Source organism: Pseudomonas sp. MPC6 (genome assembly GCF_006094435.1).
GTDB lineage: Bacteria > Pseudomonadota > Gammaproteobacteria > Pseudomonadales > Pseudomonadaceae > Aquipseudomonas.
Genome location: NZ_CP034783.1, coordinates 3,337,349 through 3,356,934, shown reverse-complemented (window position 1 = coordinate 3,356,934; position 19,586 = coordinate 3,337,349). Strand labels below are relative to the sequence as shown.

Genomic DNA, 19,586 nt, shown 5'->3' with positions numbered 1-19,586 from the left:
GGTGGGCATTTTTGAAGGAAACCCGAATCGCACTCTGCCGGGAAGCACTTCATCCAGTTGCTGGTAAAGGTTCGTTGCAGCACACTCAGCCCACTCGAGGTGGTCGCACAGCTCACCCTATGAAGTTGTGAAGAGTACGTTGGGTTCCACCCTGCCTCGCGCATGCCGGTTCAAGCCCTAGGCCTGTACTTTCCAGCCCAGTTGATTGCGAGCCTGTTGCAGGTCGGACTGCATGTCGTGTTCCCACAGCCATTCGAAACGCTCCGCGAGGGTTTTACCCAGCATCTGCTCGTTGTCGGCGACAACAGGATCGCGCAGTTCATACAGTTCGCCGGCTTCCCAGGAGGTGCGCTGCACACGGCAGGCGCGTGGGCGGCGGATGGCGTCATAGGCCTCCAGCACAGCCTGGGGCCGGCTCGCCAGCACTTGCGGGTCCGCCAGCAAGCGGGCCAGGAGCCAGGCGTCTTCCAGGCCCTGCCCTGCGCCGGCCCCCTGATGCGGCAACATCGCGTGCGCCGCATCGCCGATCAGCCCAACGCGGCCGTGTACGTAACCTGGCAGCTCTTCGAGTTCATGCAGCGCCCATAGGGTGGGTGCCGGAATGCATTCGAGCAGCACGCGCGCGGCATCACCCCAGTCGGTGAACGCAGCCAGCATTTCTTCCTGGGTGGCATTGCGAACCCATGGGGAATTGCTCGGCCAGGCCGGGTCAGGCCGGCTGCGGTCGGAAGTGAAGGCCACGACGTTGATCAGTCGGCCTTGTTTGACCGGGAAGGTGAGGATGTGGGCATCACGTCCCAGGTACATCTGCGGGACGTCGACCAAGTGCTCATCGACACCCCGGGCCCGGTAGGCCGCGCGCAACTGCTGACTGTCGATCATCCCGCGGTAGGCACAGGTGCCGCTGAAGCGGGGTGCCGCAAGGGGGTGGCCCAGGCCTTGAAGCACATGATCACGAATCGAAGACTTGATGCCGTCAGCGGCGATCAACAGATCGCAACGATGTTCGCTGCCATCGGTGAACAACACGCGGGCCTGTTGCTCATCCTGCTCTACGCTAACCGCGCGCTTGCCGAATTGGGCGATGCCCTCTGGCAACTGGCTGGCCAACGCGTCGAGAAAATCCGCACGGTGCACCGAAGACTGCCCTACCCCTTCGGCCAGGCTGGCGCCGAGGTAGCCGGCATCCTCGCCACGGCGCCATTCGAACCAGATATCCTGCCATGGCTCAAGCGCGCGGTCGGCGATCTGCCGATAGGGTTCGGCAATGCCCAGGCCGGCGATGGCGCGCACGGCATTGGCGCCGAAGGAGACACCTGCACCGACCTCGCCAAAGGCCGATGCCGCTTCGAACAACTGCACGCTGAGATGGGAGTGGCGGCACAGATCCAGGGCCAGTGCCACGCCGGCGATACCACCGCCGACAATACCGATGTGCAAGGTCGAGTGAGAAGAATGCATAGCAAGATACCCGTGTGGCTGTTTGTTATTTGAGTCGCTGAATCATCGCCAACTGTGTGCTATTGATAAATACAGCAACTCCAATACACAGCATCATCAATGTGAATATTGGCTGGACGCTGAGCGCTGGCGGCTCGATGCGTTTTGGATCAGGAAGACCAGGATGGCAATGGCCCCGACCAATCCCGGAATGGCGAAGATGAGGAAGCTCGCCTGTAACGGCAGCGAAGAGGCATGCAAGGCGCCGCCCAGCAGCGGACCAATGATTGCACCGGTGCGACCCACACCCATCGCCCAACCGAGGCCGGTGGCCCGTATCTGCGGTGGGTAATATTGGACGGTGCAGGCGTTGGCCAGGATTTGCGTGCCGATGGTGCACGCACCGGCGACGGCAATCAGCAAATAGAGCACCGGTAATGGCGCTTTGAGCGCCAGCAGACTCAGGGCCGCCGCCCCGCAGCAGAAGAAGACGAACAAGACCTTGGCAATGCCGATTCGATCGCCCAGCCAACCGCCGGCGACCGCGCCGATGATCGCACCCAGGTTCAGCACCACCAGAAACGCCAGGCTCGAGTTCAATCCATACCCGGCGGCGCTCATCAGTTTTGGCAACCAGGAGCTCAATGCATAGACCATCAGCAGGCAGCAGAAAAACGCCAGCCAGAGCATGAAGGTGCTTAACTTGCGCCCATCACGGAATAGCTCGGAAATCGACACGTTCGAGCCTTTGGCGGCGATGCGGCTTAACTGGTCGGCTGCGCTTGGCACATAACTCGGCACAGCCTGCGCCAATAGCGCCTGGGCCTTGATCGTCTGCCCGGTGCGCAGCAGAAAATCCATCGACTCGGGCAGCTGTCGTATCAGCAATGGCAATGCCAACAGTGGAATCAAAGCCACATAAAACACAGCCTGCCATCCCCACAGGGGAATCAGCACCATGCCCAGGCCGGCAGACAACATTCCGCCCAACGAGTAGCCACTGAACATGAGGGCGACCAAGGTACTGCGCGATTGCTTGGGCGCATACTCGTTCATCAACGCGACGACGTTCGGCATGACCCCGCCAATCCCCAGACCGGCCACAAACCGGCACAGGGCAAACGCCTCCGGGCTCTGAACCAGGCCGTTGAGCGCGGTCACCCCGCTGAACAGGGTGACGCAGATCATGATGGTTTTACGCCGGCCTATCCGGTCGGACAATGATCCGAAAAACAGTGCCCCCAACATCATGCCCACCAGCGCACAGCTCCCCAAGGCTCCAGCTTGCAATGCGCTCAGGCCCCACTCGGCCATCAGTGAGGGCAACACCACGCCATAGATGACCAGGTCATAGCCGTCGAAGATGATGATCAGCGCGCACCAGAACAGTACGCGCGCGTGGAAGGCATTGAAACGTGCCCCGTCAATCAGGGCTGATACATCGATCGTACGCATGGCATCGCTCTTTTTTGTCATTGTTATAGAGCCGCAGGTTCATAGACCCGCGGAGGTTATTTGGGCAATGCAGCGATCATGGCCAAGGCGTCTAGCGTGATAAATGCAGTGATCCACATACCTGTTATTTCGAGTGTGAATACAGCTCAGGGACGAGTAACAGCCGCGCAACCAATGCGATGGACGCGACGCTACCGCAATTGATAGGCTTGCGGCTCTTGCAGCGGCCATTTCCGAGCGGTGCAGACCCACGGTCGGGCAACGGGTTGATTGCCCTGGCATGAGCCAACCTGCACGAGGCGTTATGGAATTACGGGAGCTGGATCTCAATCTTCTGTTGGTGTTCAACCAACTGCTGATCGACCGCAGGGTCTCGACTGCGGCGGATAATCTTGAATTGACCCAGCCGGCGGTGAGCAACGCGCTCAAGCGGTTGCGTACCACCTTGAACGACGAACTTTTCGTGCGCACCTACCAGGGAATGGAACCCACCCCCTATGCCCGGCAACTGGCCGAGCCGGTCGCTCTGGCCATTCAGACGCTACGCGATGCACTCAGTCGCCAGGACACGTTTGATCCACTCACTTGCAATCGCAGATTCACCATGGCAATGACGGACATCGGTGAAATCTACTTCATGCCACGGCTGATGGATGCCCTGGCGGAACGCGCTCCGGGTTGCTCGATCAGTACGCTGCGCAACAACACCGATACCCTGGCGGAAGGTCTGCAGAACGGTGCGATCGACCTTGCGGTCGGTTTGCTTCCTCACCTGCAAGCGGGTTTTTTTCAACAACGCCTGTTCCATCATCGCTACGTCTGCCTGTGCCGCAAGGGCCATCCAGCCACCCGGGAGCCGTTGACGCTCGAGCGCTTTTGCAGCTATGACCACGTTCGCGTAGTAGCAGCGAACACCGGGCACGGCGTCGTTGATACCTTCCTCGCCCGTGAAGGCATCGAGCGAAACATTCGGTTGGAGGTGCCGCATTTCGTCGCGATAGGCCACATACTTCAACGCACGGATCTGCTGGCGACAGTGCCCGAACGCTTCGCCCTCAGTTGCGAACAACCCTTCGGACTCACAGTACTTGCGCCGCCCCTGGAGTTGCCGAACATCGAGATCAATCTGTTCTGGCACACGCGATACAACAAGGATCCGGCCAATCGTTGGTTGCGTCAGCTGATGTTTGAGTTGTTCTCCGATTGAATGGAGCCCATTCAAGATGCTCGACGGCCTGAATATTCGACATCATCAAACTTTCCCTCCCAACCGCCTCTACCACCTTCACGCCAGCATTTCAGCCTCGGTGATGCAGTACGCCGGGCACACGCCCCCTGATGAACTCAGGCGGCGTGCCAGGCGATACCTGTCAGCGCTCCCCTAGCTGCTCGATGACGCCCCGTGCCTTCAACTCCGCCAGGCGTTCATCGTCCAGCCCCAACTGACGCTTGAGCACCTCGTCCGTATGTTCACCCAGCATCGGCGCCGGGCGCAGGTACTCGACTGGCGTGCCGGACATCTTGATGGGACTGCCCACGGTCACGAAATCGGCCTTCAGCGGATGGGGGATGTTCACCACCATATTGCGCGCCTTCACCTGTGGCTCATCCAGCGCCTGGGCAATGCTGTTGATCACCCCAATCGGCACGCCCTGCGGGTGAATGCGTCGCACCCATTCATCGGCCGTAGCACTGAGGAAATGCCGGGTAAGAATTTCGATGATCGCCTCCCGATGGGTCACTCGGTCCGCATTGCGCGCAAAGCGCGGGTCTTCAGGCAGGTCCGTCAGACCGATCGCCTCGCACAGCGCAACGAACTGGGAGTCGTTGCCGCAGGCGATCACGAAGTCCTGATCACTGGCACGGAATACCTGATACGGCACGATGTTGGCGTGGGCGTTGCCGTAGCGGCCCGGGGGTTTGCCGGACGCCAGGTAGTTCTGGCTCTGGTTGCACAGGGTGGCGACCTGCACGTCCAACAGCGCCATGTCGATGTGTTGACCCACTCCGGTTTTCTCGCGGCTGAGCAATGCCGCCTGAATGGCGACCGTGGAGTAGAGCCCGGTCATCAGGTCGGAGAATGCCACCCCCACTTTCTGCGGCCCGCCACCCGGCAGGTCATCGCGCTCGCCGGTGATGCTCATCAGCCCGCCGATGCCCTGGATGATGAAGTCATAACCCGGCTCCGCAGCCCGTGGCCCGGTCTGCCCGAAGCCGGTCACCGAGCAATACACCAGCCGCGGGTTGAGCCGGGACAAAGAGGCATAATCCAGCCCGTATTTAGCCAACGAGCCGGCCTTGTAGTTTTCAATCAGCACATCGCAGTCGGTGGCCAGCGCACGCACCAGTTCCTGGCCTTCGGCACTTGCCAGGTTCAGCGCCACCGATAACTTGCCGCGGTTGGTCGATTGGTAATAGGAGGCTTCGTGGGTCGCCTCATCGTGCTGGCCCTTCATCCATGGCGGCCCCCAACCGCGGGTGTCGTCACCCACCCCCGGTCGTTCCACCTTGATGACTTCGGCGCCCAGGTCGGCCAGGGTCTGGCCACACCAGGGGCCGGCCAGCACACGGCTCAAGTCGAGTACGCGGTATCCAGTCAAAGCACCCATGTCATTTCACCTTTGTTTGCGTGCATTCGGCGTGGCACAGCGACAGGCCGAGGGTCGCGCGTCGGCGCAGCCAAGGGCCCGGCCGGTAACGCGGATCGCCGGTCAATTCGCTCATGCGTTCCAGGATGGTCAGCAAGCGTTTGCTGCCGACACTGTCGCCCCAGGCCAACGGCCCCTGCGGGTAACCCAGCCCCCGGCGCACGCCCTCCTCCAGGTCTTCGACGCTGGCGATGCGCTGCTGGACGATATCGCCGGCCAGGTTGACGATCATCGCCAGCACACGCTGGGCGACGAAGCCGACGCTGTCGTTGATCATGCTGACCCCGACGCCGTCGCGCGCCAACAAGGCATGCGCGGCATCGCGCATGTCGACGCGGGTGGCCGGGGTCGGCATCAGCGTGCGGTAGCGCGTGCTGTCGAGCAGCGGGTCGATGCAGACCGTGCGAGTCGGGTCGGTGGCAAAGCGTACCGCAGCGCTGGTGGCATCCAGGCCATAGGGCGCCAGCAGGCAGAGTGCTGCGCTGGACGGCGTGGCGCCCTGCTCTACCTGCGCGCCCAGCTGCTCCAGCAACGCCATCAGGCCGACACGATCAGCCGCGTTCTCGGTCCCCAGCCACACCGGCGGTAGCGTCTCCACGACCGGCACTGCCTGCGCCGGGGGCGCATCGACCCTTTGACCGTTGGCGTAGCGGTAAAAACCCCGCCCGACCTTGCGCCCGACGAACCCGGCCTCAAGCATTTGCCGGGTCAGCGCTGCCGGACGATAACGAGGCTCCTGGTAAAACTGGTTGTAGATCGACTCGATCACCGGGTGCGAGACATCCAGGGCTGTCAGGTCGAACAGCTCCAGCGGCCCCATGCGAAAACCCAGGCCTTCGCGCAGGATGCGGTCGATTTCGGCGGGCTCGGCCACGCCTTCCTTGAGTATTTGCAGGGCTTCGGTGCTGTAGGCACGCCCCGCATGGTTGATGATGAAACCTGGCGTGTCCTTGGCCCGGATACCCCGGTGGCCCATGCGCGCCGCCAACGCCTGCAGGCGATCACCGACTAGCGGATCACTGGCCAGGCCGTCGATGACTTCGACGACTTTCATCAGCGGCACCGGGTTAAAGAAATGGAACCCCGCGACACGCTCAGGACGCCGACATTCCCGGGCGATGCTGGTCACGGACAGCGACGAGGTATTGGTGGCCAGAATGCAATCGTCAGCGACGACCGCTTCAAGCTGGGCGAGCAACGACTGCTTGGCATCGAGGCGCTCAATAATGGCTTCGACGACCAGCTCGACCTCCTTGAGCTCGGTCAGCGCGGTCGCTACCTGCAGGCGATCGAGTGTGGCCTGTGCGTCTGCGCCGAGGATCTTGCCCTTGCTCGCCAGCTTGTCCAGCGTCTGTTCAAGGTTATCGCGAGCGGCCTGGGCGGCGCCTTCGCGGTTATCGAACAACAGGACCTGGATACCGGCCTGGGCTGCAATCTGGGCAATGCCGGTGCCCATGATGCCAGCCCCCACCACCGCCATACGGTTGATCTCGCGTGTCATGCTTCACTCTCCCGAGAAGTTGGCTTGGCGTTTTTCCAGGAAGGCAGTAGCGCCCTCCTTCTGGTCCCTGGAATCGAACAGTAACTGAAACGCCTTGCGCTCCAACGCCAGGGCGCTGTCCAGGGGCAAGTCGGCGCCGAGCAGCAGCACCTCTTTGATCTGCGCCACAGCCAGCGGCGGCAAGGCGGCTATTTCAGCGGCCAGCTCAAGGGCGCGCGGCACTGTGCGCTCGTCACTCACCACCTCGCTGACCATGCCCATGGCCAGTGCTTCGGGGGCCGCGACCAGGCAGCCCGTGAGTGCGATACGCATCGCCTGGAATTTGCCGACGGCGCGAATCAGCCGTTGGGTGCCACCGGCGCCCGGCATCAGGCCAAGCTTGACCTCCGGCTGGCCGAAGCGTGCCGACTGCCCTGCAACGATGATGTCGCAGTGCATCGCCAGTTCACAGCCGCCGCCCAAGGCAAAACCGTTCACCGCGGCGATCACCGGTTTAGGGCAACGAGAGATGGCCTCCCACAAGTACTCCGTGTGGCGGCGATACATCTCGATCGGGCTGGCCTCGGCGAACTCGCGGATGTCGGCACCGGCGACAAAGCACTGCTCACCACCGGTGAGAACGATCGCACGCACCCGTTCATTGCCGGCCAGGGCGCGAAAGATTTCAGCCAACTGTTCGCGCACTGCGCTGTTGAGCGCGTTCTTGACCTCGGGCCGCTGGATCCGTACGACAGCGACGGCGTCATCGCGAATGTGCAGAGCCACTACAGCGTTGGGCTGGGAGTCCATACTTACCTCTTATTTTTGTTTCGCTAGACGAAACCGAATACCGTAATTACATTCAATCATAGAGACGCTGATAAATCGCTGTAAACAGGTAAACTGATAAATCTTATTTAAGCCTTTAAATACAATGCTTTATAAGCAATCCATAAATTGGTTGGTTTTTTTTGAAGCAGCGAATACAATTTCGTCAGGCGAAACTGTATTTTATTTTCTTGCATTTCTCGAAAGCGAGGTTCTACCATGGGTCGCAACAAGGCAGATCACCAGGCCGTGGACCAGGCGAAAGGAACGGATGAAATCGGCTTGCTGAAGATGGGGATGCTCGATCCCGCCAGCGCGCTGAGCGATGACGAAAGCACTGGCCAGTTCGTGACGGCGTTGGCCCGCGGGCTTGAGTTGATGCGGTGTTTCACGCCGCGGGACAACGTGCTCGGCAATCAGGACCTGGCGCGGATGACCGGGCTGCCCAAACCGACCGTGACGCGGCTGACCAATACGCTGATGCGCCTGGGCTGCCTCAAGCGTGAAGTGCATTCAGGCAAGTATCAGCTGGACGTCGGCGTATTGGGTTTCGGTTACGCCATGTTGTCGAACCTGGCGATTCGCACGGTGGCGCATCCCCTGATGGAGGGTTTGGCCAATCACGCCCAGGCGGCCGTCGCCATGGCCGCCCGCGATCGACTGCAGATGGTGTACCTGGATGTGGTCCAGGGTCAGGGCAACATGACCATGCGTCGGCAGATCGGCAGCTACTTGCCGCTGGCACAGAGCTCGGTGGGCCGGGCGTGCCTGGCGGCGATGCCGGAAACCGAGCGGGAATTTCTGCTCGACCACATTCGCCAGCGTGAAACGGAGCAATGGCCAGCCATCCGCAAGGGCCTGGACAGAGCCTTCAGGGATTACGCCGACTACGGCTTCTGCCTGTCGGTGGGTGAGTGGCACCGCGACGTCAACTCCGTTGCAGTGCCGTTGCTGCACCCGCAGTACGGGTTGCTGACCTTCAACTGCGGTGGACCGAGCTTTCAGCTACCCCGTGAGCAGCTCGTGGACGATATCGGGCCTCGCCTGATCAACATGGTCAATAACATTGGCGCCGCTGCTCGCTGACGCAACGGAGTAACGGCGCCCTAAACAACCGGCTCGCTCGCGAGCCTTGGGAGCGCACATGATCCGTGATACCGAAACCCTGCAGATACTGCTGGATTCCCTTCGTCAGTTCGTCAGCGAAGTGCTGATTCCCCGTGAGAACGAGGTGGCCGAGACCGACAACATCCCGGCCGACATCGTCGTGCAATTGCAAGAGATGGGGCTGTTCGGCCTGACCCTGCCGGAAGAGTTCGGCGGCATGGGCGTGACCATGGAAGAAGAGGTCAACATCGCCTTCGAACTGGGCCGCACCTCCCCGGCCTTTCGTTCTTACATCGGCACCAACAACGGCATCGGCTCTATCGGCATTCTGCTCGATGGCAGCCCGGAGCAGAAAGCCAGGTACCTGCCAAAGCTGGCCAGTGGCGAGCTGCTCAGTGCCTTCTGCCTGACCGAACCCGATTCGGGGTCTGATGCGGCCTCGCTCAAAACCACGGCCGTGCGTGACGGCGACAGCTATATCCTCAACGGCACCAAACGCTTCATCACCAATGCGCCCCACGCCAACATCTTCACCGTGATGGCGCGCACCAATCCGGCCATCAAGGGTTCCGGCGGCATCAGTGCGTTCATCGTCGAGCGTGATACGGCCGGTATCTCCCTGGGTAAAACCGATCACAAGATGGGCCACAAAGGCGCTCACACCTGCGACGTGATCTTCGAAAATGCCCGCGTTCCCGCCAGCCAACTGATCGGTGGCGTTGAAGGCGTGGGTTTTAAAACCGCTATGAAAGTCCTGGATAAAGGTCGCCTGCATATTGCCGCCCTGAGCGTCGGCGCCGCCGAGCGCATGCTGGCCGATTCGCTGCAATATGCGATTGAGCGCAAGCAATTCGGCAAGCCGATTGCCGAGTTCCAACTGATCCAGGCGATGCTTGCCGACAGCAAGGCGGAAATCTATGCAGCCCGCTGCATGGTCCTCGATGCCGCGCGCAAGCGTGACGACGGACGTAACGTCAGCACGGAAGCCTCCTGCGCCAAGATGTTCGCCACTGAAATGTGCGGACGGGTCGCCGACCGCTGCGTACAGATTCATGGTGGCGCCGGCTATGTCAGCGAATACGCCATTGAACGCTTCTATCGCGATGTTCGCCTGTTCCGCATTTATGAAGGCACCACCCAGATCCAACAGCTGGTCATTGCCCGCAACATGATCCGCGACGCGCAAGGCTAAGGCCACGGGCTTTCAATTTCCGGCTCAAATCCCCTTCCCATAAATACAATAGGGTTACGCTATGGACGCTGCTGCTCAGGCGAGTGCGACGACGCACGCCAAAACCAGTACCTGGGTACTGGTCTTCATCTTCTGCTTTCTTGGATTGTTGATCGACGGTGCCGATCTGATGCTGCTGTCCTACAGCCTCAGTAGCCTGAAGGCCGAGTTCGGCCTGAGCAACGTCGAGGCCGGCAGCCTGGGTAGCTTTACCCTGGCCGGGATGGCCATCGGTGGCATCTACGGCGGCTGGGCCTGCGATCGTTTCGGCCGGGTGAAAACCGTGGTCTGGAGTATCGTCCTGTTTTCCGTCGGCACCGCTGTCCTGGGCCTGACGCACAGCTATTGGCAATTCGCGATCACCCGGTTCGTGGCCTCGCTGGGGATCGGCGCACTGTACGTGGCCTGCAACACATTGATGTCCGAATACGTGCCCACCCGCTACCGCACCACCGTCCTCGGCACCCTGCAGGCAGGCTGGTCGGTGGGGTATATCGTGGCGACCCTGCTGGCGGGCTGGATACTGCCAGTGCATGGCTGGCGCTGGCTGTTCTACATCGCCATTATCCCGGTGATCCTGGCCGTGGTGATGCAACGATTCGTGCCGGAGCCACAAACCTGGATCAACGCCCAGGCCGAGCGCGCCCGGAAAAAAATCAGCGGCGCCCAACAGTCAATCCCCGCAAAGCGCGAGAGCATGTACAAGCTGATCTTCAGTGATCCGCAGGCCAGCCGGATGTTTATCTTCTGGGCCCTGACTGCCGGCTTTCTGCAGTTCGGTTACTACGGTGTGAACAACTGGATGCCGACGTACCTGGAAAGCGAACTGGGCATGAACCTCAAGTCCATGACCGGCTACATGGTCGGCACCTACACCGCGATGATCCTCGGCAAAATCCTGGCGGGCCTGGCGGCTGACCGTATCGGGCGGCGTACCGTGTTCGCCTTTGGCGCCCTGGGGACCGCGATATTCCTGCCGGTGATCGTGCTGTTCCAAAGCCAGGACAACATCCTGTGGATGCTGGTGGTGTTCGGCTTCTTGTACGGCATTCCTTATGGTGTGAACGCCACGTACATGACCGAAAGCTTCGAGGCCAAATTCCGCGGGTCCGCCGTAGGCGGTGCCTACAATATCGGGCGTCTGGGCGCGGCGATTGCGCCGGCCGCTATCGGCTTCCTCGCCTCGCATGGCTCGATCGGCGTGGGCTTCCTCGTCATGGGCGCGGCCTACTTCATCTGCGGCGTGATTCCCGCGCTGTTTATCAAGGACAAGCAATTCGATCCGCAAAAACAGTAGAAGCGGCAATCAGCAGCAGCCTGGCGGGACCTTGGGATCCTGCCGACTGCTGCTGATGCACAGGATCAAGACTCCAAACGTGTGATGCCTCCCCCCGTTCATACTCAAGACACCGTAATTGGGTGCGTGAGGATATCCGTATCAAACATGCCTACCGCGGTGCTTTCCTGCCAAACCCGTTGATGACGATGTAGAGCAATGGGCCGATCGATACAAATACGGCTGTTATCAGGAAATAAGGCACAAGAGAGGCCATAGATCGGCCTTTGGAACGAGCATCCCGATACATCCAGACGCAAGCGAGGACGCCCAGCAGGTAGAGATCAATGACTACCTGGGCAGTGTCTGGGCTGGACAGTAACCCAAGGCCAAAGTCGATGAGCGATTGCTCGGCAAAGAGCATGGTACCCGCCGTATACAACGAAAAAATCACCAATGCAGCAAGCGAGATGTAGGGTTTTTTCATTTGTCCTCCCTGGACAAGAAGTGATGTTCACGTATAGCAACGATACTGGAGCACGGCACTCTCAGTACGCAGCGTGCCAAGTAGCCCAGAGAACCGTCGCACTGCCAAAGTACCACGCGCTTTGGGCAGCACGACAGGTTCGCCGTTTTACTGGATGCCAGCACCCAAGGCCGGTAATACATCGCTGAACAACAAGCCAATCATCTGCTGTCCGATAGGTGTAGACCAATCCTGTCCGAACTCTGCCATAAGCGTATTGGTGGCGGTGAGCACGACGCCGGCATCGTGCATGTGTTGAGAGCAAGCTTGACTGTCTGGATTCGGGATGGAGATGGCAATGATGTCGCCACCACGCTGCCGCAGGCCCGGGCCTTGCTGGACAACGCCCTGGATTTTGGCCTGGTACGCCTGCCGTTGAATGTGGCTGGCGTGCACACGCGCATGCTCTTCGAGGAGTCGCTGGTGGTGGCGCTGCCGCAAGACCACCCGCTGTGCACCCAGCGTCGTATCAAGCCTCAGGATCTGGCCGGATGCCCGATGCTGGTGCTGGCGCGCAAGTTCGCGCCCGGCTTGTATGACCAGATGCTGGCGGGTTTTCACCGACGCAAGGTCACCCTGACGATCGCCCGGGAGATGGGCGAGTTCACCACCCTGTTGGCCTTGGTGGCCGCCGGCCTGGGCCTCGGCATCTTGCCCAGCGGTGCCGCATCGGCGCTGCCCATCGGAGTCGTGACCCGCCCCCTGACACTGGCCATGAGCGGCGCCGGCATCGGCATCGGCATCGGCATCGGCATCGGCATCGGCATCGGCATCGGCGTAGCCTGGACCGGCCTGGAAAACCCACGCAAGCGAGCGCTGATGCAGGTGCTCGATGAACTCTATCCATAAACTGTAAGAGGTTGGGCAACAACCTCTAGCTGTTGAGCTGGAGCTCAGCATCCAGATGAAGGGCCTGCAGGAAAGCACTGTCGTGAGAGACGACGATCAAGGCCCCTTGATACTGATCAAGCATCTGCTCCAGCGCGATTCGACTGGGCAGATCCAAATGGTTATCCGGCTCGTCCAGCAACAGCAATTGCGGGGGTCGCTGTGCATACAGCTGCGCCGCCAGGGCTATTTTCAGGCGTTCGCCGCCACTCAACTGACAGGTCTCGAGCATCGCACGATCCGCATCGATCCCCATCTGCGCCAGCCGGGTTCGTGCCTCGGCTTCGGGCAACTCCGGATTACTCTCATGGAGCCACTGCACCGCCGTGCGTTCGGGATACTGCAATCCGGCGTGTTGATCCAGCCAGCCGACGTGGCAACTGCAGATGAGTTCGCCTCCGCGCACCGGCAGTTGGCCAGCGATTACTCGCAACAGGGTCGACTTGCCGCTGCCGTTGGCGCCCAGGATCACCATGCGCCTAGGCCCCGTCAGCGTCAGATTGATCGGCGCCGTATGACCGAACGGCAGCACGACATCGTTGAGCTGCAATATCAGCTTGCCATTGGGCACTACGCTTTCCGGAGACAGCATCATGCGTTGAATCTCCGGTGCGCACCGCGCCCGGGCCTCGGCGATCCGCTGTTGCTGCTGCTCCCGGGCCACCTGTTGATTGAGGCGCAATTTTCCCTGGCTGTTTTCACTGCGCTCTTTCTGGGCATTGGTGATCAGTTTGGTTTGATTGCCATCGCGGGCCTGACGGTCGCCGCGGGCATTGCGCCGTTGCTGGCGCTCCATCTGCACGAGCATCTCACGTTGCTCACGCTTGGCCTGCATCCGCTCACCTTGCAATGCCGACTGGAATGCCTGCTGTTCTTGCTCGCGCGCCGCCGCATACTGACTGTAGTTGCCGCCATAGGCCGCCAGCCCCAATGGCGAAAGCTCGACAATTTCGCTCACGTGCTCCAGAAGTCCGCGGTCGTGGCTGATCAACACCAGGCCGTTGGGCCAGCGATCGATCTGCTGCGCCAGCTTGTGTTGCTGATCAATATCCAGGTGGTTGCTGGGCTCATCCAGAATGAGCCAGTCGGCCCTGGATAACCACGCCCCCATTAGCGCCACCCGTTGCCGTTCGCCACCACTGAGTGCGTCGGTGCGCGAGTCGGCGTTCAAATGACCCAGGCCGACCTGCTGCAGTTGCACCTCAAGGCGCATGGCGCAATCCCATTGGTCGACCGCCAGCAAATGGTCGTCATCGTCGACGCTGCCTTGGGCTATGCGCTCCAGTGCCGCCAGAATAGGCTCGACCCCGGTCAGCGCGGCAACGCTGGGATAGCGCTCGGGTTCCAGTAACTGCGCCACGGCATAAACCTGCCCTTCGCGGCGGACGATGCCGTTGGTGGGCAGTTGCTCCCCCGTCAGGAGCTGGCCAAGCAAGGACTTGCCACAGCCATTGGCGCCCACGATTCCTGTGGCCCTGGTACTGAAGGTGTGGTTCAAGCGATCGAACAGCATGCGCCCGTCGGGCAGCGTGAACGACACTTGATCAAGTTGAAGTAGCCGTTGAGTCATGACGCTTCCTTATCAATCGGCCTGATAGGCCTGAACCACTCCCTGATGGAACACTAACTATAAGAACGACCGGCAAGCCTGGGTCAAGCTCGGCAAACTGCCGAGCTCAATGATAAACCGAACTTGCGGCCTGGCCCCTTCTACAAACGGTGCCCCGGCAATCAGAATAGCGCCAGGGTATAGCTGACGACCAGACGATTCAGGTCTTGGGCGGGAGCCAGCTGCGAGCGCAGTGTGCTGTGTCGCCAGCCCAGGGCCACTCCGCTGAACGGGCCGCTCTGGATGACGTAGTCCAGCGCCAGGTCGCGCTCCCATTCCTGCTGGTCGACGTGGGTGGCGCTCTTGATGTGATCGCCCTTGAAATAGCTCACTGAACCACGCAGGCCGGGCACGCCCAGCGGAGCGAAGTCATAGGCATACTGACCGATCCAGGTGCGTTCGCCGGCGCGGTTGAAGCTGGCGAGCAGGCGATCGGTAAACAGATAGAGGCTCGCGCCCTGGGCGCCTTTGCCGGGCAGCGTGCCCTGGTTGAGCTGGACAAAGTTGCTGCCATCGGAAACCTGCTGGTAGCCCCCCGTCAGCGCATGGCCACCCACGGAGTAGGTGAACATCGCGCTCCAGGTTCGGTTATCGATTTCGCCGGAATTGTCCGGGGTATAGCCCCCGACGCGGTAACCGTCGGCGCGGCCGCGGGCTGAGCCGTTGGCGCCGCTGGAGCCGGTATCGAAGTAACGCAGGTCGGTCTTGATCGACTGGCCTTCGCCCAGCGCGAGCGTATGCTGCAAGCCGAAAAACTGCTGGGTGTAATAGTCCTCGAGGTTGGCCACATAATATTGTGCGGTCAGGTTTTTACTGAGTTTGTAGTCGGCCCCGGCGAACAGGAATTCATCGCTTTCCCGGGTGCCGCCACCCACCGCCAGGCCGGTACGGTCGCTGGACGCCCGTGACGTGGCCTGGTCCAGGCGGCCCGCAGTGACGGTCAGGTTGTCGATGTCCTGGCTGGTGAGTTGTGCCCCTTCGAACGTCTGCGGCAGCAGGCGACCGTCGTTCGCCTGCAGGATCGGCAGTTTGGGCGTCAGTGTGCCCAGCCGCGCCTCGGTCTTGCCCAGGCGCGATTTGCCGGTCACGCCCAGACGGCTCCATGCAGCGGCGGCGCCATCGCCGTCGCTTGGAATCATCGAGCTGCCGCGATGATCACCCGCGCCGCTGTCCAGGGTTACGCCCTGCAGCACCATGGCATCCACGCCGAAACCCAGGCTCCCGGCCGTGAAGCCCGAGGTGTAATTGAGCATGAACCCCTGGCCCCACTCCTCGGTTTTGCTCTGTCCGGCAGGGCCCGGCTGATCGCGGTAGTCATGGTTGAGGTACATGTTGCGCAAGGCCAGGGTGGCATGGCTGTCCTTGATGAAGTCGGCATGGGCGAGCGGGCCGACGGAACAGGTGAAGACGCCCAGTGCCAGGCGTTTCAGGGTTGAAGTCTGATTCATGACAAAGCTATCCCATGGGCGCTTGAGCGCCCTTTTTTATTGTTGATATAGGGGGTTGCGCCGAGCTCCAGGCTCAGGCGCGCTCGATGACCATGGCCACGCCCTGGCCCACCCCGACGCAGAGGCTGACGACGGCGTAGCGCAGGTTGTTGCGCTGCAAGGTGCGACAGGCACTCAGCACCAGCCGGGCTCCGGAGGCGCCCAGTGGATGGCCGATGGCGATGGCGCCGCCGTTGGGATTGACCCGCGGGTCGTCGAAACTCAGCTCCAGCGCCTTGAGGCAGGACAACACCTGTGGGGCGAACGCCTCGTTGATCTCGATCAGATCGACTTCGGCGAGGCTGATACCGGCGCGCTGCAAGGCCACTTCAATCGCCCGGTGCGGGCCAATGCCCATGATCCGGGGCTCTACCCCGACCACTGCCGAGGAGAGAATCCGTGCCATGGGTTGCACCCCATGCGCAATGCCGATCTCGCGGTTGCCCAGCAACACGGCGGCGGCACCATCGTTGATTCCCGAGGCGTTGCCCGCGGTGACGACGCCGTTCGGGAACAGCGGCTGCAACCGCGACAATGCCGCCAAGTCGGACTGTGGTCGCGGGTGCTCGTCGTGGCTGACGCGCTGGGTCTGTCCTTTGCGCCCGGTCGGCACGTCGATGGCCAGGATTTCGTCGTCCAGTACGCCAGCCTGCAAGGCGACCTGGTAACGCGCTTGAGACGCGGCGGCGAAACGATCAGCGTCCTCGCGACTGATGGAATACGCCAGGGCAACGTTGTCGCCGGTCTGCGGCATGCTGTCGTTGCCGTAACGCTGCACCAGCTTCGGGTTGGAAAAACGTGCGCCGATGGTACTGTCCGCCAGCTCTTGGGTCCGGCTGAAAGCGCTCTCGGCCTTGGCGATCACCAGGGGCGCCCGCGACATGCTCTCGACGCCGCCGGCCAGGTACAGCCGACCTTCACCGCAGGTGATTGCCCGCGCCGCATCGATCACTGCCGACAGGCCACTGGCGCACAAGCGGTTGACTGTCTGCCCAGGCACGCTGAACGGCAAACCGGCACTGAGCAAAGCATTGCGCGCCACATTGCGGCTGTCTTCACCGGCCTGATTGGTGCAGCCGAGAATCACATCTTCCAGCGCTTCGGCAGGGAAATTCGACGCTTCCATAATCCGGGCCAACAGGCCCCCGACCAGATCATCCGGGCGCACCCCGGACAGGCTGCCGGCATGGCGACCGAAAGGTGTACGCAAACCGCTGTAAACATAGGCATCAAGCATGGCAATGTTTCCGCTAAAAATGGGTTGAGACAAATCAGGCCGGCATCAGGTTTTCCGGCTGGCACAGGGACATGCCCAGGCGCGCCCGTCGGCGTAGCCAGCCGCTGGGGCGGTAACGCGGGTCACCGGTGAGGTCATGCATGCGTTGCAGGATCTGCAGCAGGCGCGCAGCACCCAACTGGTCGCCCCACGCCAGTGGCCCCTGCGGATAACCCAGTCCCAGGCGCACCGCCATATCGATGTCGGCGACCGAAGCGATGCCCTGCTGAGCGATATCGCAGGCCAGGTTGACGATCGAGGCCAGGGTGCGCTGGAGGATGAAACCGCAGCTGTCACGGATCATCGCCACCGTGCCGCCGTCGGCGCTGAACAGCGCATGGGCGGCGTTCTGCATGTCCAGCCGGGTCGCCGGGCTGACCATCAGGCAACGCAGGCTGTCGAGTTCCAGCAAGGTATCGATCGCCACGGTGCGCGCGGGGTCCGTGCCGTGACGCAGGGCGGATTCGGCGGTGTCGTCACCCAGCGAGGCCAGCACGCACAAGGCCTCGGCGGACGGCCGCGGGCCGCGCTCGATCTCGGCGCCCAGGTGTTCAAGCAAGGCCAGCAAGCGCGTCTTGCCAACTTCATCATCGCCCGCCACCCACACCGGCGGCAGCTGTGGACACTGCGGCACGGGCTGAACCCGGCGCGGCGCGGCGCCCTGCCCTTCGTACTGGTAAAACCCCTGGCCGCTCTTGCGCCCCAGGTGCCCGCCCGCTTGCATCAGGCTCAGCAGCGGATGGGGCCGGTAACGAGGCTCTTCATAGAACTGTCGATACACCGACTCCATCACCGGCAGGCTGACATCCAGGCCGATCAGGTCCAGCAATTCAAACGGCCCCATGCGAAAGCCGGCACCGTCGCGCAGTACCGCGTCGATCAGCGCCACCGGCGCGACGCCCTCACTGAGCATGCGCAACGCCTCGGTGCCGAAGGCTCGACCGGCGTGGTTGACGATGAACCCCGGGGAGTCTTTGGAAATGGCCGGGTAATGACCGATGCGCTTGACCAGCGCCTGCAGTTGCTCGATGACGTCCGGCCGGGTTGCGATACCGCCGATCACTTCGACTAGGCGCATCTGCGGTACCGGATTGAAAAAATGCAGCCCGGCCACACGCTCGGGGTGCTTGCAGACGGAGGCGATCGCGGTGATCGACAGTGACGAGGTATTGCTCGCCAGCACGGTCGTCGCGTCGAGCAACTCATCCAGTTGCCGGAACAGACCCTGCTTGACCGAAAGGTTCTCGACGATCGCCTCGACTACCAATTGGCAATCCACCAGGGCTTGCAGGCTATCGACCACCTGCAAATGCTCCAGCGCCTCGGCGGCCGCTTGCGGGGTGATCCGCGCCTTCTCCTGCAACTTGGCGAAGGTCGCCGCCAGTTGCTCTCGCGCCGCGCTCGCCGCACCTTCGCGAGCATCGAACAGCAAGACGTCCAACCCGGCCTGGGCCATGATCTGGGCGATGCCCTGCCCCATGGCGCCCGTCCCGACGACACCGATGCGCTGCAATGCGTGTGGGTTCATCGACCGATGTACTCCGGTTGGCGTTTTTGCAGAAAGGCCTGCATGCCCTCTTTTTGATCGCTGGAAGCAAACAGCAACTGGAAGGCCTTGCGCTCCAGCACCAGCGCCGACTCCAGCGGCAGATCCATGCCGGCGAGCACCACTTCCTTGATCTGCGCCACGGCGATCTGCGGCATGGCGGCGATGCTGACCGCGATCGCCAGGGCCGACGCCAGGGTCTCGGCGTCCGCCACCACCTCGCTGACCAGGCCCATGCGCAGCGCCTCTTCGGCCGTTACCTGGCAGCCGGTGAACAACATGCGCAGCGCCTGGAACTTGCCGACGGCACGCACCAGCCGCTGAGTGCCACCGGCACCCGGCATGACCCCGACCTTGACTTCCGGTTGGGCGAAACGCGCCGACCTGCCGGCGATGATCAGGTCGCAATGCATCGCCAGCTCGCAGCCACCGCCCAGGGCGAAGCCATTGACCGCGGCGATCACCGGTTTGCTGCACGCGGAAATGGCTTGCCAATGACGCTCGGCGTGCCGGGCATACACGTCCATCACCGTGGCGTCGACCAGCTCGCCGAGGTCCGCGCCAGCGGCGAAGACCGTGTCGCTGCCGGTGAGAATGATGACGCGGGTAGCGTCACACTCATCGAGGCGCCGAAAGTGTCCGGCCAGTTCCTCACGCAACGCCATGTTCAGCGCATTGCGCGCCTTGGGCCGATTGATCCGCAGCAGCGCCACGCCCGGCGCGGGCTGCTCCAGCAGGACCAAGGGTTCAGGACTATCGGTCTGGTGGCTCATGATTTCTCCTGCCATA

At 61.9% G+C, this 19,586-nt stretch carries 16 protein-coding genes; 5 read left to right on the top strand and 11 right to left on the bottom strand.

Annotated features, from left to right (window positions below; genetic code table 11):
- Nucleotides 1-177: 177 nt before the first annotated feature.
- Together salA and ELQ88_RS17590 are read right to left on the bottom strand one after the other, a co-directional pair.
- On the bottom strand, nt 178-1,461 hold the full coding sequence (gene salA, locus ELQ88_RS17595) for a salicylate 1-monooxygenase (protein ID WP_138966645.1): 1,284 nt from the start codon (nt 1,459-1,461) through the stop codon (nt 178-180).
- 96 nt (nt 1,462-1,557) lie between these two features.
- A complete protein-coding gene (locus tag ELQ88_RS17590) occupies nt 1,558-2,895 on the bottom strand; it encodes an aromatic acid/H+ symport family MFS transporter (protein WP_138966643.1) in 1,338 nt (445 codons plus the stop codon).
- 304 nt (nt 2,896-3,199) lie between these two features.
- Here ELQ88_RS17590 and ELQ88_RS17585 point away from each other — a divergent pair, with 304 nt between their 5' ends.
- Nucleotides 3,200-4,102 carry a LysR family transcriptional regulator gene (locus tag ELQ88_RS17585; protein WP_138966641.1) on the top strand — a complete coding sequence of 301 codons (903 nt, stop codon included), beginning with the start codon at nt 3,200-3,202 and terminating at the stop codon, nt 4,100-4,102.
- 163 nt (nt 4,103-4,265) lie between these two features.
- Here ELQ88_RS17585 and ELQ88_RS17580 read toward each other — a convergent pair whose 3' ends face one another.
- From ELQ88_RS17580 to ELQ88_RS17570, 3 genes are read right to left on the bottom strand one after another with little or no spacing between them, the layout of a single operon-like run.
- Nucleotides 4,266-5,504 (bottom strand): CaiB/BaiF CoA-transferase family protein, encoded by a 1,239-nt coding sequence (locus ELQ88_RS17580; protein ID WP_138966639.1) that lies wholly within the window; start codon nt 5,502-5,504, stop codon nt 4,266-4,268.
- Nucleotide 5,505: 1 nt separating this feature from the next.
- Nucleotides 5,506-7,044, bottom strand: a complete 1,539-nt coding sequence (locus ELQ88_RS17575; protein WP_138966637.1) for a 3-hydroxyacyl-CoA dehydrogenase — start codon at nt 7,042-7,044, stop codon at nt 5,506-5,508.
- Between the two features lie 3 nt (nt 7,045-7,047).
- Nucleotides 7,048-7,833 (bottom strand): enoyl-CoA hydratase, encoded by a 786-nt coding sequence (locus tag ELQ88_RS17570; RefSeq protein WP_138966635.1) that lies wholly within the window; start codon nt 7,831-7,833, stop codon nt 7,048-7,050.
- A 237-nt stretch (nt 7,834-8,070) separates the two neighbouring features.
- Here ELQ88_RS17570 and ELQ88_RS17565 point away from each other — a divergent pair, with 237 nt between their 5' ends.
- The 3 genes from ELQ88_RS17565 (at nt 8,071) to ELQ88_RS17555 (ending at nt 11,486) form a co-directional block, all read left to right on the top strand.
- Complete coding sequence (locus ELQ88_RS17565; protein ID WP_138966633.1) at nt 8,071-8,937, top strand: IclR family transcriptional regulator; 867 nt, start codon at nt 8,071-8,073, stop codon at nt 8,935-8,937.
- A 58-nt stretch (nt 8,938-8,995) separates the two neighbouring features.
- Nucleotides 8,996-10,150, top strand: coding sequence for an acyl-CoA dehydrogenase family protein (locus ELQ88_RS17560; RefSeq protein ID WP_128871397.1), 1,155 nt, complete (start codon nt 8,996-8,998; stop codon nt 10,148-10,150).
- A 61-nt stretch (nt 10,151-10,211) separates the two neighbouring features.
- Complete coding sequence (locus ELQ88_RS17555) at nt 10,212-11,486, top strand: MFS transporter (protein ID WP_128871398.1); 1,275 nt, start codon at nt 10,212-10,214, stop codon at nt 11,484-11,486.
- A gap of 151 nt (nt 11,487-11,637) precedes the next feature.
- On the opposite strand, the gene ELQ88_RS17550 is transcribed toward ELQ88_RS17555, so the two are convergent.
- Entirely contained in the window at nt 11,638-11,952 is a 315-nt protein-coding gene (locus ELQ88_RS17550; protein WP_138966632.1) for a DUF2834 domain-containing protein, read from the bottom strand.
- Nucleotides 11,953-12,258: 306 nt separating this feature from the next.
- On the opposite strand from ELQ88_RS17550, the gene ELQ88_RS17540 reads away from it, so the two are divergent.
- Nucleotides 12,259-12,840: a LysR family substrate-binding domain-containing protein gene (locus tag ELQ88_RS17540; RefSeq protein ID WP_228761626.1), complete on the top strand. Its 582-nt coding sequence runs from the start codon at nt 12,259-12,261 to the stop codon at nt 12,838-12,840.
- Between the two features lie 25 nt (nt 12,841-12,865).
- Here ELQ88_RS17540 and ELQ88_RS17535 read toward each other — a convergent pair whose 3' ends face one another.
- The 5 genes from ELQ88_RS17535 to ELQ88_RS17515 form a co-directional block, all read right to left on the bottom strand.
- Nucleotides 12,866-14,449: an ATP-binding cassette domain-containing protein gene (locus ELQ88_RS17535; protein ID WP_138966630.1), complete on the bottom strand. Its 1,584-nt coding sequence runs from the start codon at nt 14,447-14,449 to the stop codon at nt 12,866-12,868.
- A gap of 161 nt (nt 14,450-14,610) precedes the next feature.
- Nucleotides 14,611-15,936 (bottom strand): OprD family porin, encoded by a 1,326-nt coding sequence (locus tag ELQ88_RS17530; RefSeq protein ID WP_138966628.1) that lies wholly within the window; start codon nt 15,934-15,936, stop codon nt 14,611-14,613.
- A 73-nt stretch (nt 15,937-16,009) separates the two neighbouring features.
- A complete protein-coding gene (locus tag ELQ88_RS17525) occupies nt 16,010-17,212 on the bottom strand; it encodes a 3-oxoadipyl-CoA thiolase (protein WP_138966626.1) in 1,203 nt (400 codons plus the stop codon).
- 34 nt (nt 17,213-17,246) lie between these two features.
- The gene (locus ELQ88_RS17520; RefSeq protein WP_138966624.1) at nt 17,247-18,779 is read right to left on the bottom strand and encodes a 3-hydroxyacyl-CoA dehydrogenase; all 1,533 of its coding nucleotides are present in this window, start codon (nt 18,777-18,779) and stop codon (nt 17,247-17,249) included.
- Nucleotides 18,776-19,570 carry an enoyl-CoA hydratase gene (locus tag ELQ88_RS17515; RefSeq protein ID WP_138966622.1) on the bottom strand — a complete coding sequence of 265 codons (795 nt, stop codon included), beginning with the start codon at nt 19,568-19,570 and terminating at the stop codon, nt 18,776-18,778. Before ELQ88_RS17515 ends, ELQ88_RS17520 begins: the two co-directional genes overlap by 4 nt.
- Nucleotides 19,571-19,586 lie beyond the last annotated feature (16 nt).

Bases quoted from the DNA above. Each gene is read 5' to 3' on its own strand.
- salA (WP_138966645.1), bottom strand. From the start codon at position 1,461: ATGCATTCTTCTCACTCGACCTTGCACATCGGTATTGTCGGCGGTGGT.
- ELQ88_RS17590 (WP_138966643.1), bottom strand. From the start codon at position 2,895: ATGCGTACGATCGATGTATCAGCCCTGATTGACGGGGCACGTTTCAAT.
- ELQ88_RS17585 (WP_138966641.1), top strand. From the start codon at position 3,200: ATGGAATTACGGGAGCTGGATCTCAATCTTCTGTTGGTGTTCAACCAA.
- ELQ88_RS17580 (WP_138966639.1), bottom strand. From the start codon at position 5,504: ATGGGTGCTTTGACTGGATACCGCGTACTCGACTTGAGCCGTGTGCTG.
- ELQ88_RS17575 (WP_138966637.1), bottom strand. From the start codon at position 7,044: ATGACACGCGAGATCAACCGTATGGCGGTGGTGGGGGCTGGCATCATG.
- ELQ88_RS17570 (WP_138966635.1), bottom strand. From the start codon at position 7,833: ATGGACTCCCAGCCCAACGCTGTAGTGGCTCTGCACATTCGCGATGAC.
- ELQ88_RS17565 (WP_138966633.1), top strand. From the start codon at position 8,071: ATGGGTCGCAACAAGGCAGATCACCAGGCCGTGGACCAGGCGAAAGGA.
- ELQ88_RS17560 (WP_128871397.1), top strand. From the start codon at position 8,996: ATGATCCGTGATACCGAAACCCTGCAGATACTGCTGGATTCCCTTCGT.
- ELQ88_RS17555 (WP_128871398.1), top strand. From the start codon at position 10,212: ATGGACGCTGCTGCTCAGGCGAGTGCGACGACGCACGCCAAAACCAGT.
- ELQ88_RS17550 (WP_138966632.1), bottom strand. From the start codon at position 11,952: ATGAAAAAACCCTACATCTCGCTTGCTGCATTGGTGATTTTTTCGTTG.
- ELQ88_RS17535 (WP_138966630.1), bottom strand. From the start codon at position 14,449: ATGACTCAACGGCTACTTCAACTTGATCAAGTGTCGTTCACGCTGCCC.
- ELQ88_RS17530 (WP_138966628.1), bottom strand. From the start codon at position 15,936: ATGAATCAGACTTCAACCCTGAAACGCCTGGCACTGGGCGTCTTCACC.
- ELQ88_RS17525 (WP_138966626.1), bottom strand. From the start codon at position 17,212: ATGCTTGATGCCTATGTTTACAGCGGTTTGCGTACACCTTTCGGTCGC.
- ELQ88_RS17520 (WP_138966624.1), bottom strand. From the start codon at position 18,779: ATGAACCCACACGCATTGCAGCGCATCGGTGTCGTCGGGACGGGCGCC.
- ELQ88_RS17515 (WP_138966622.1), bottom strand. From the start codon at position 19,570: ATGAGCCACCAGACCGATAGTCCTGAACCCTTGGTCCTGCTGGAGCAG.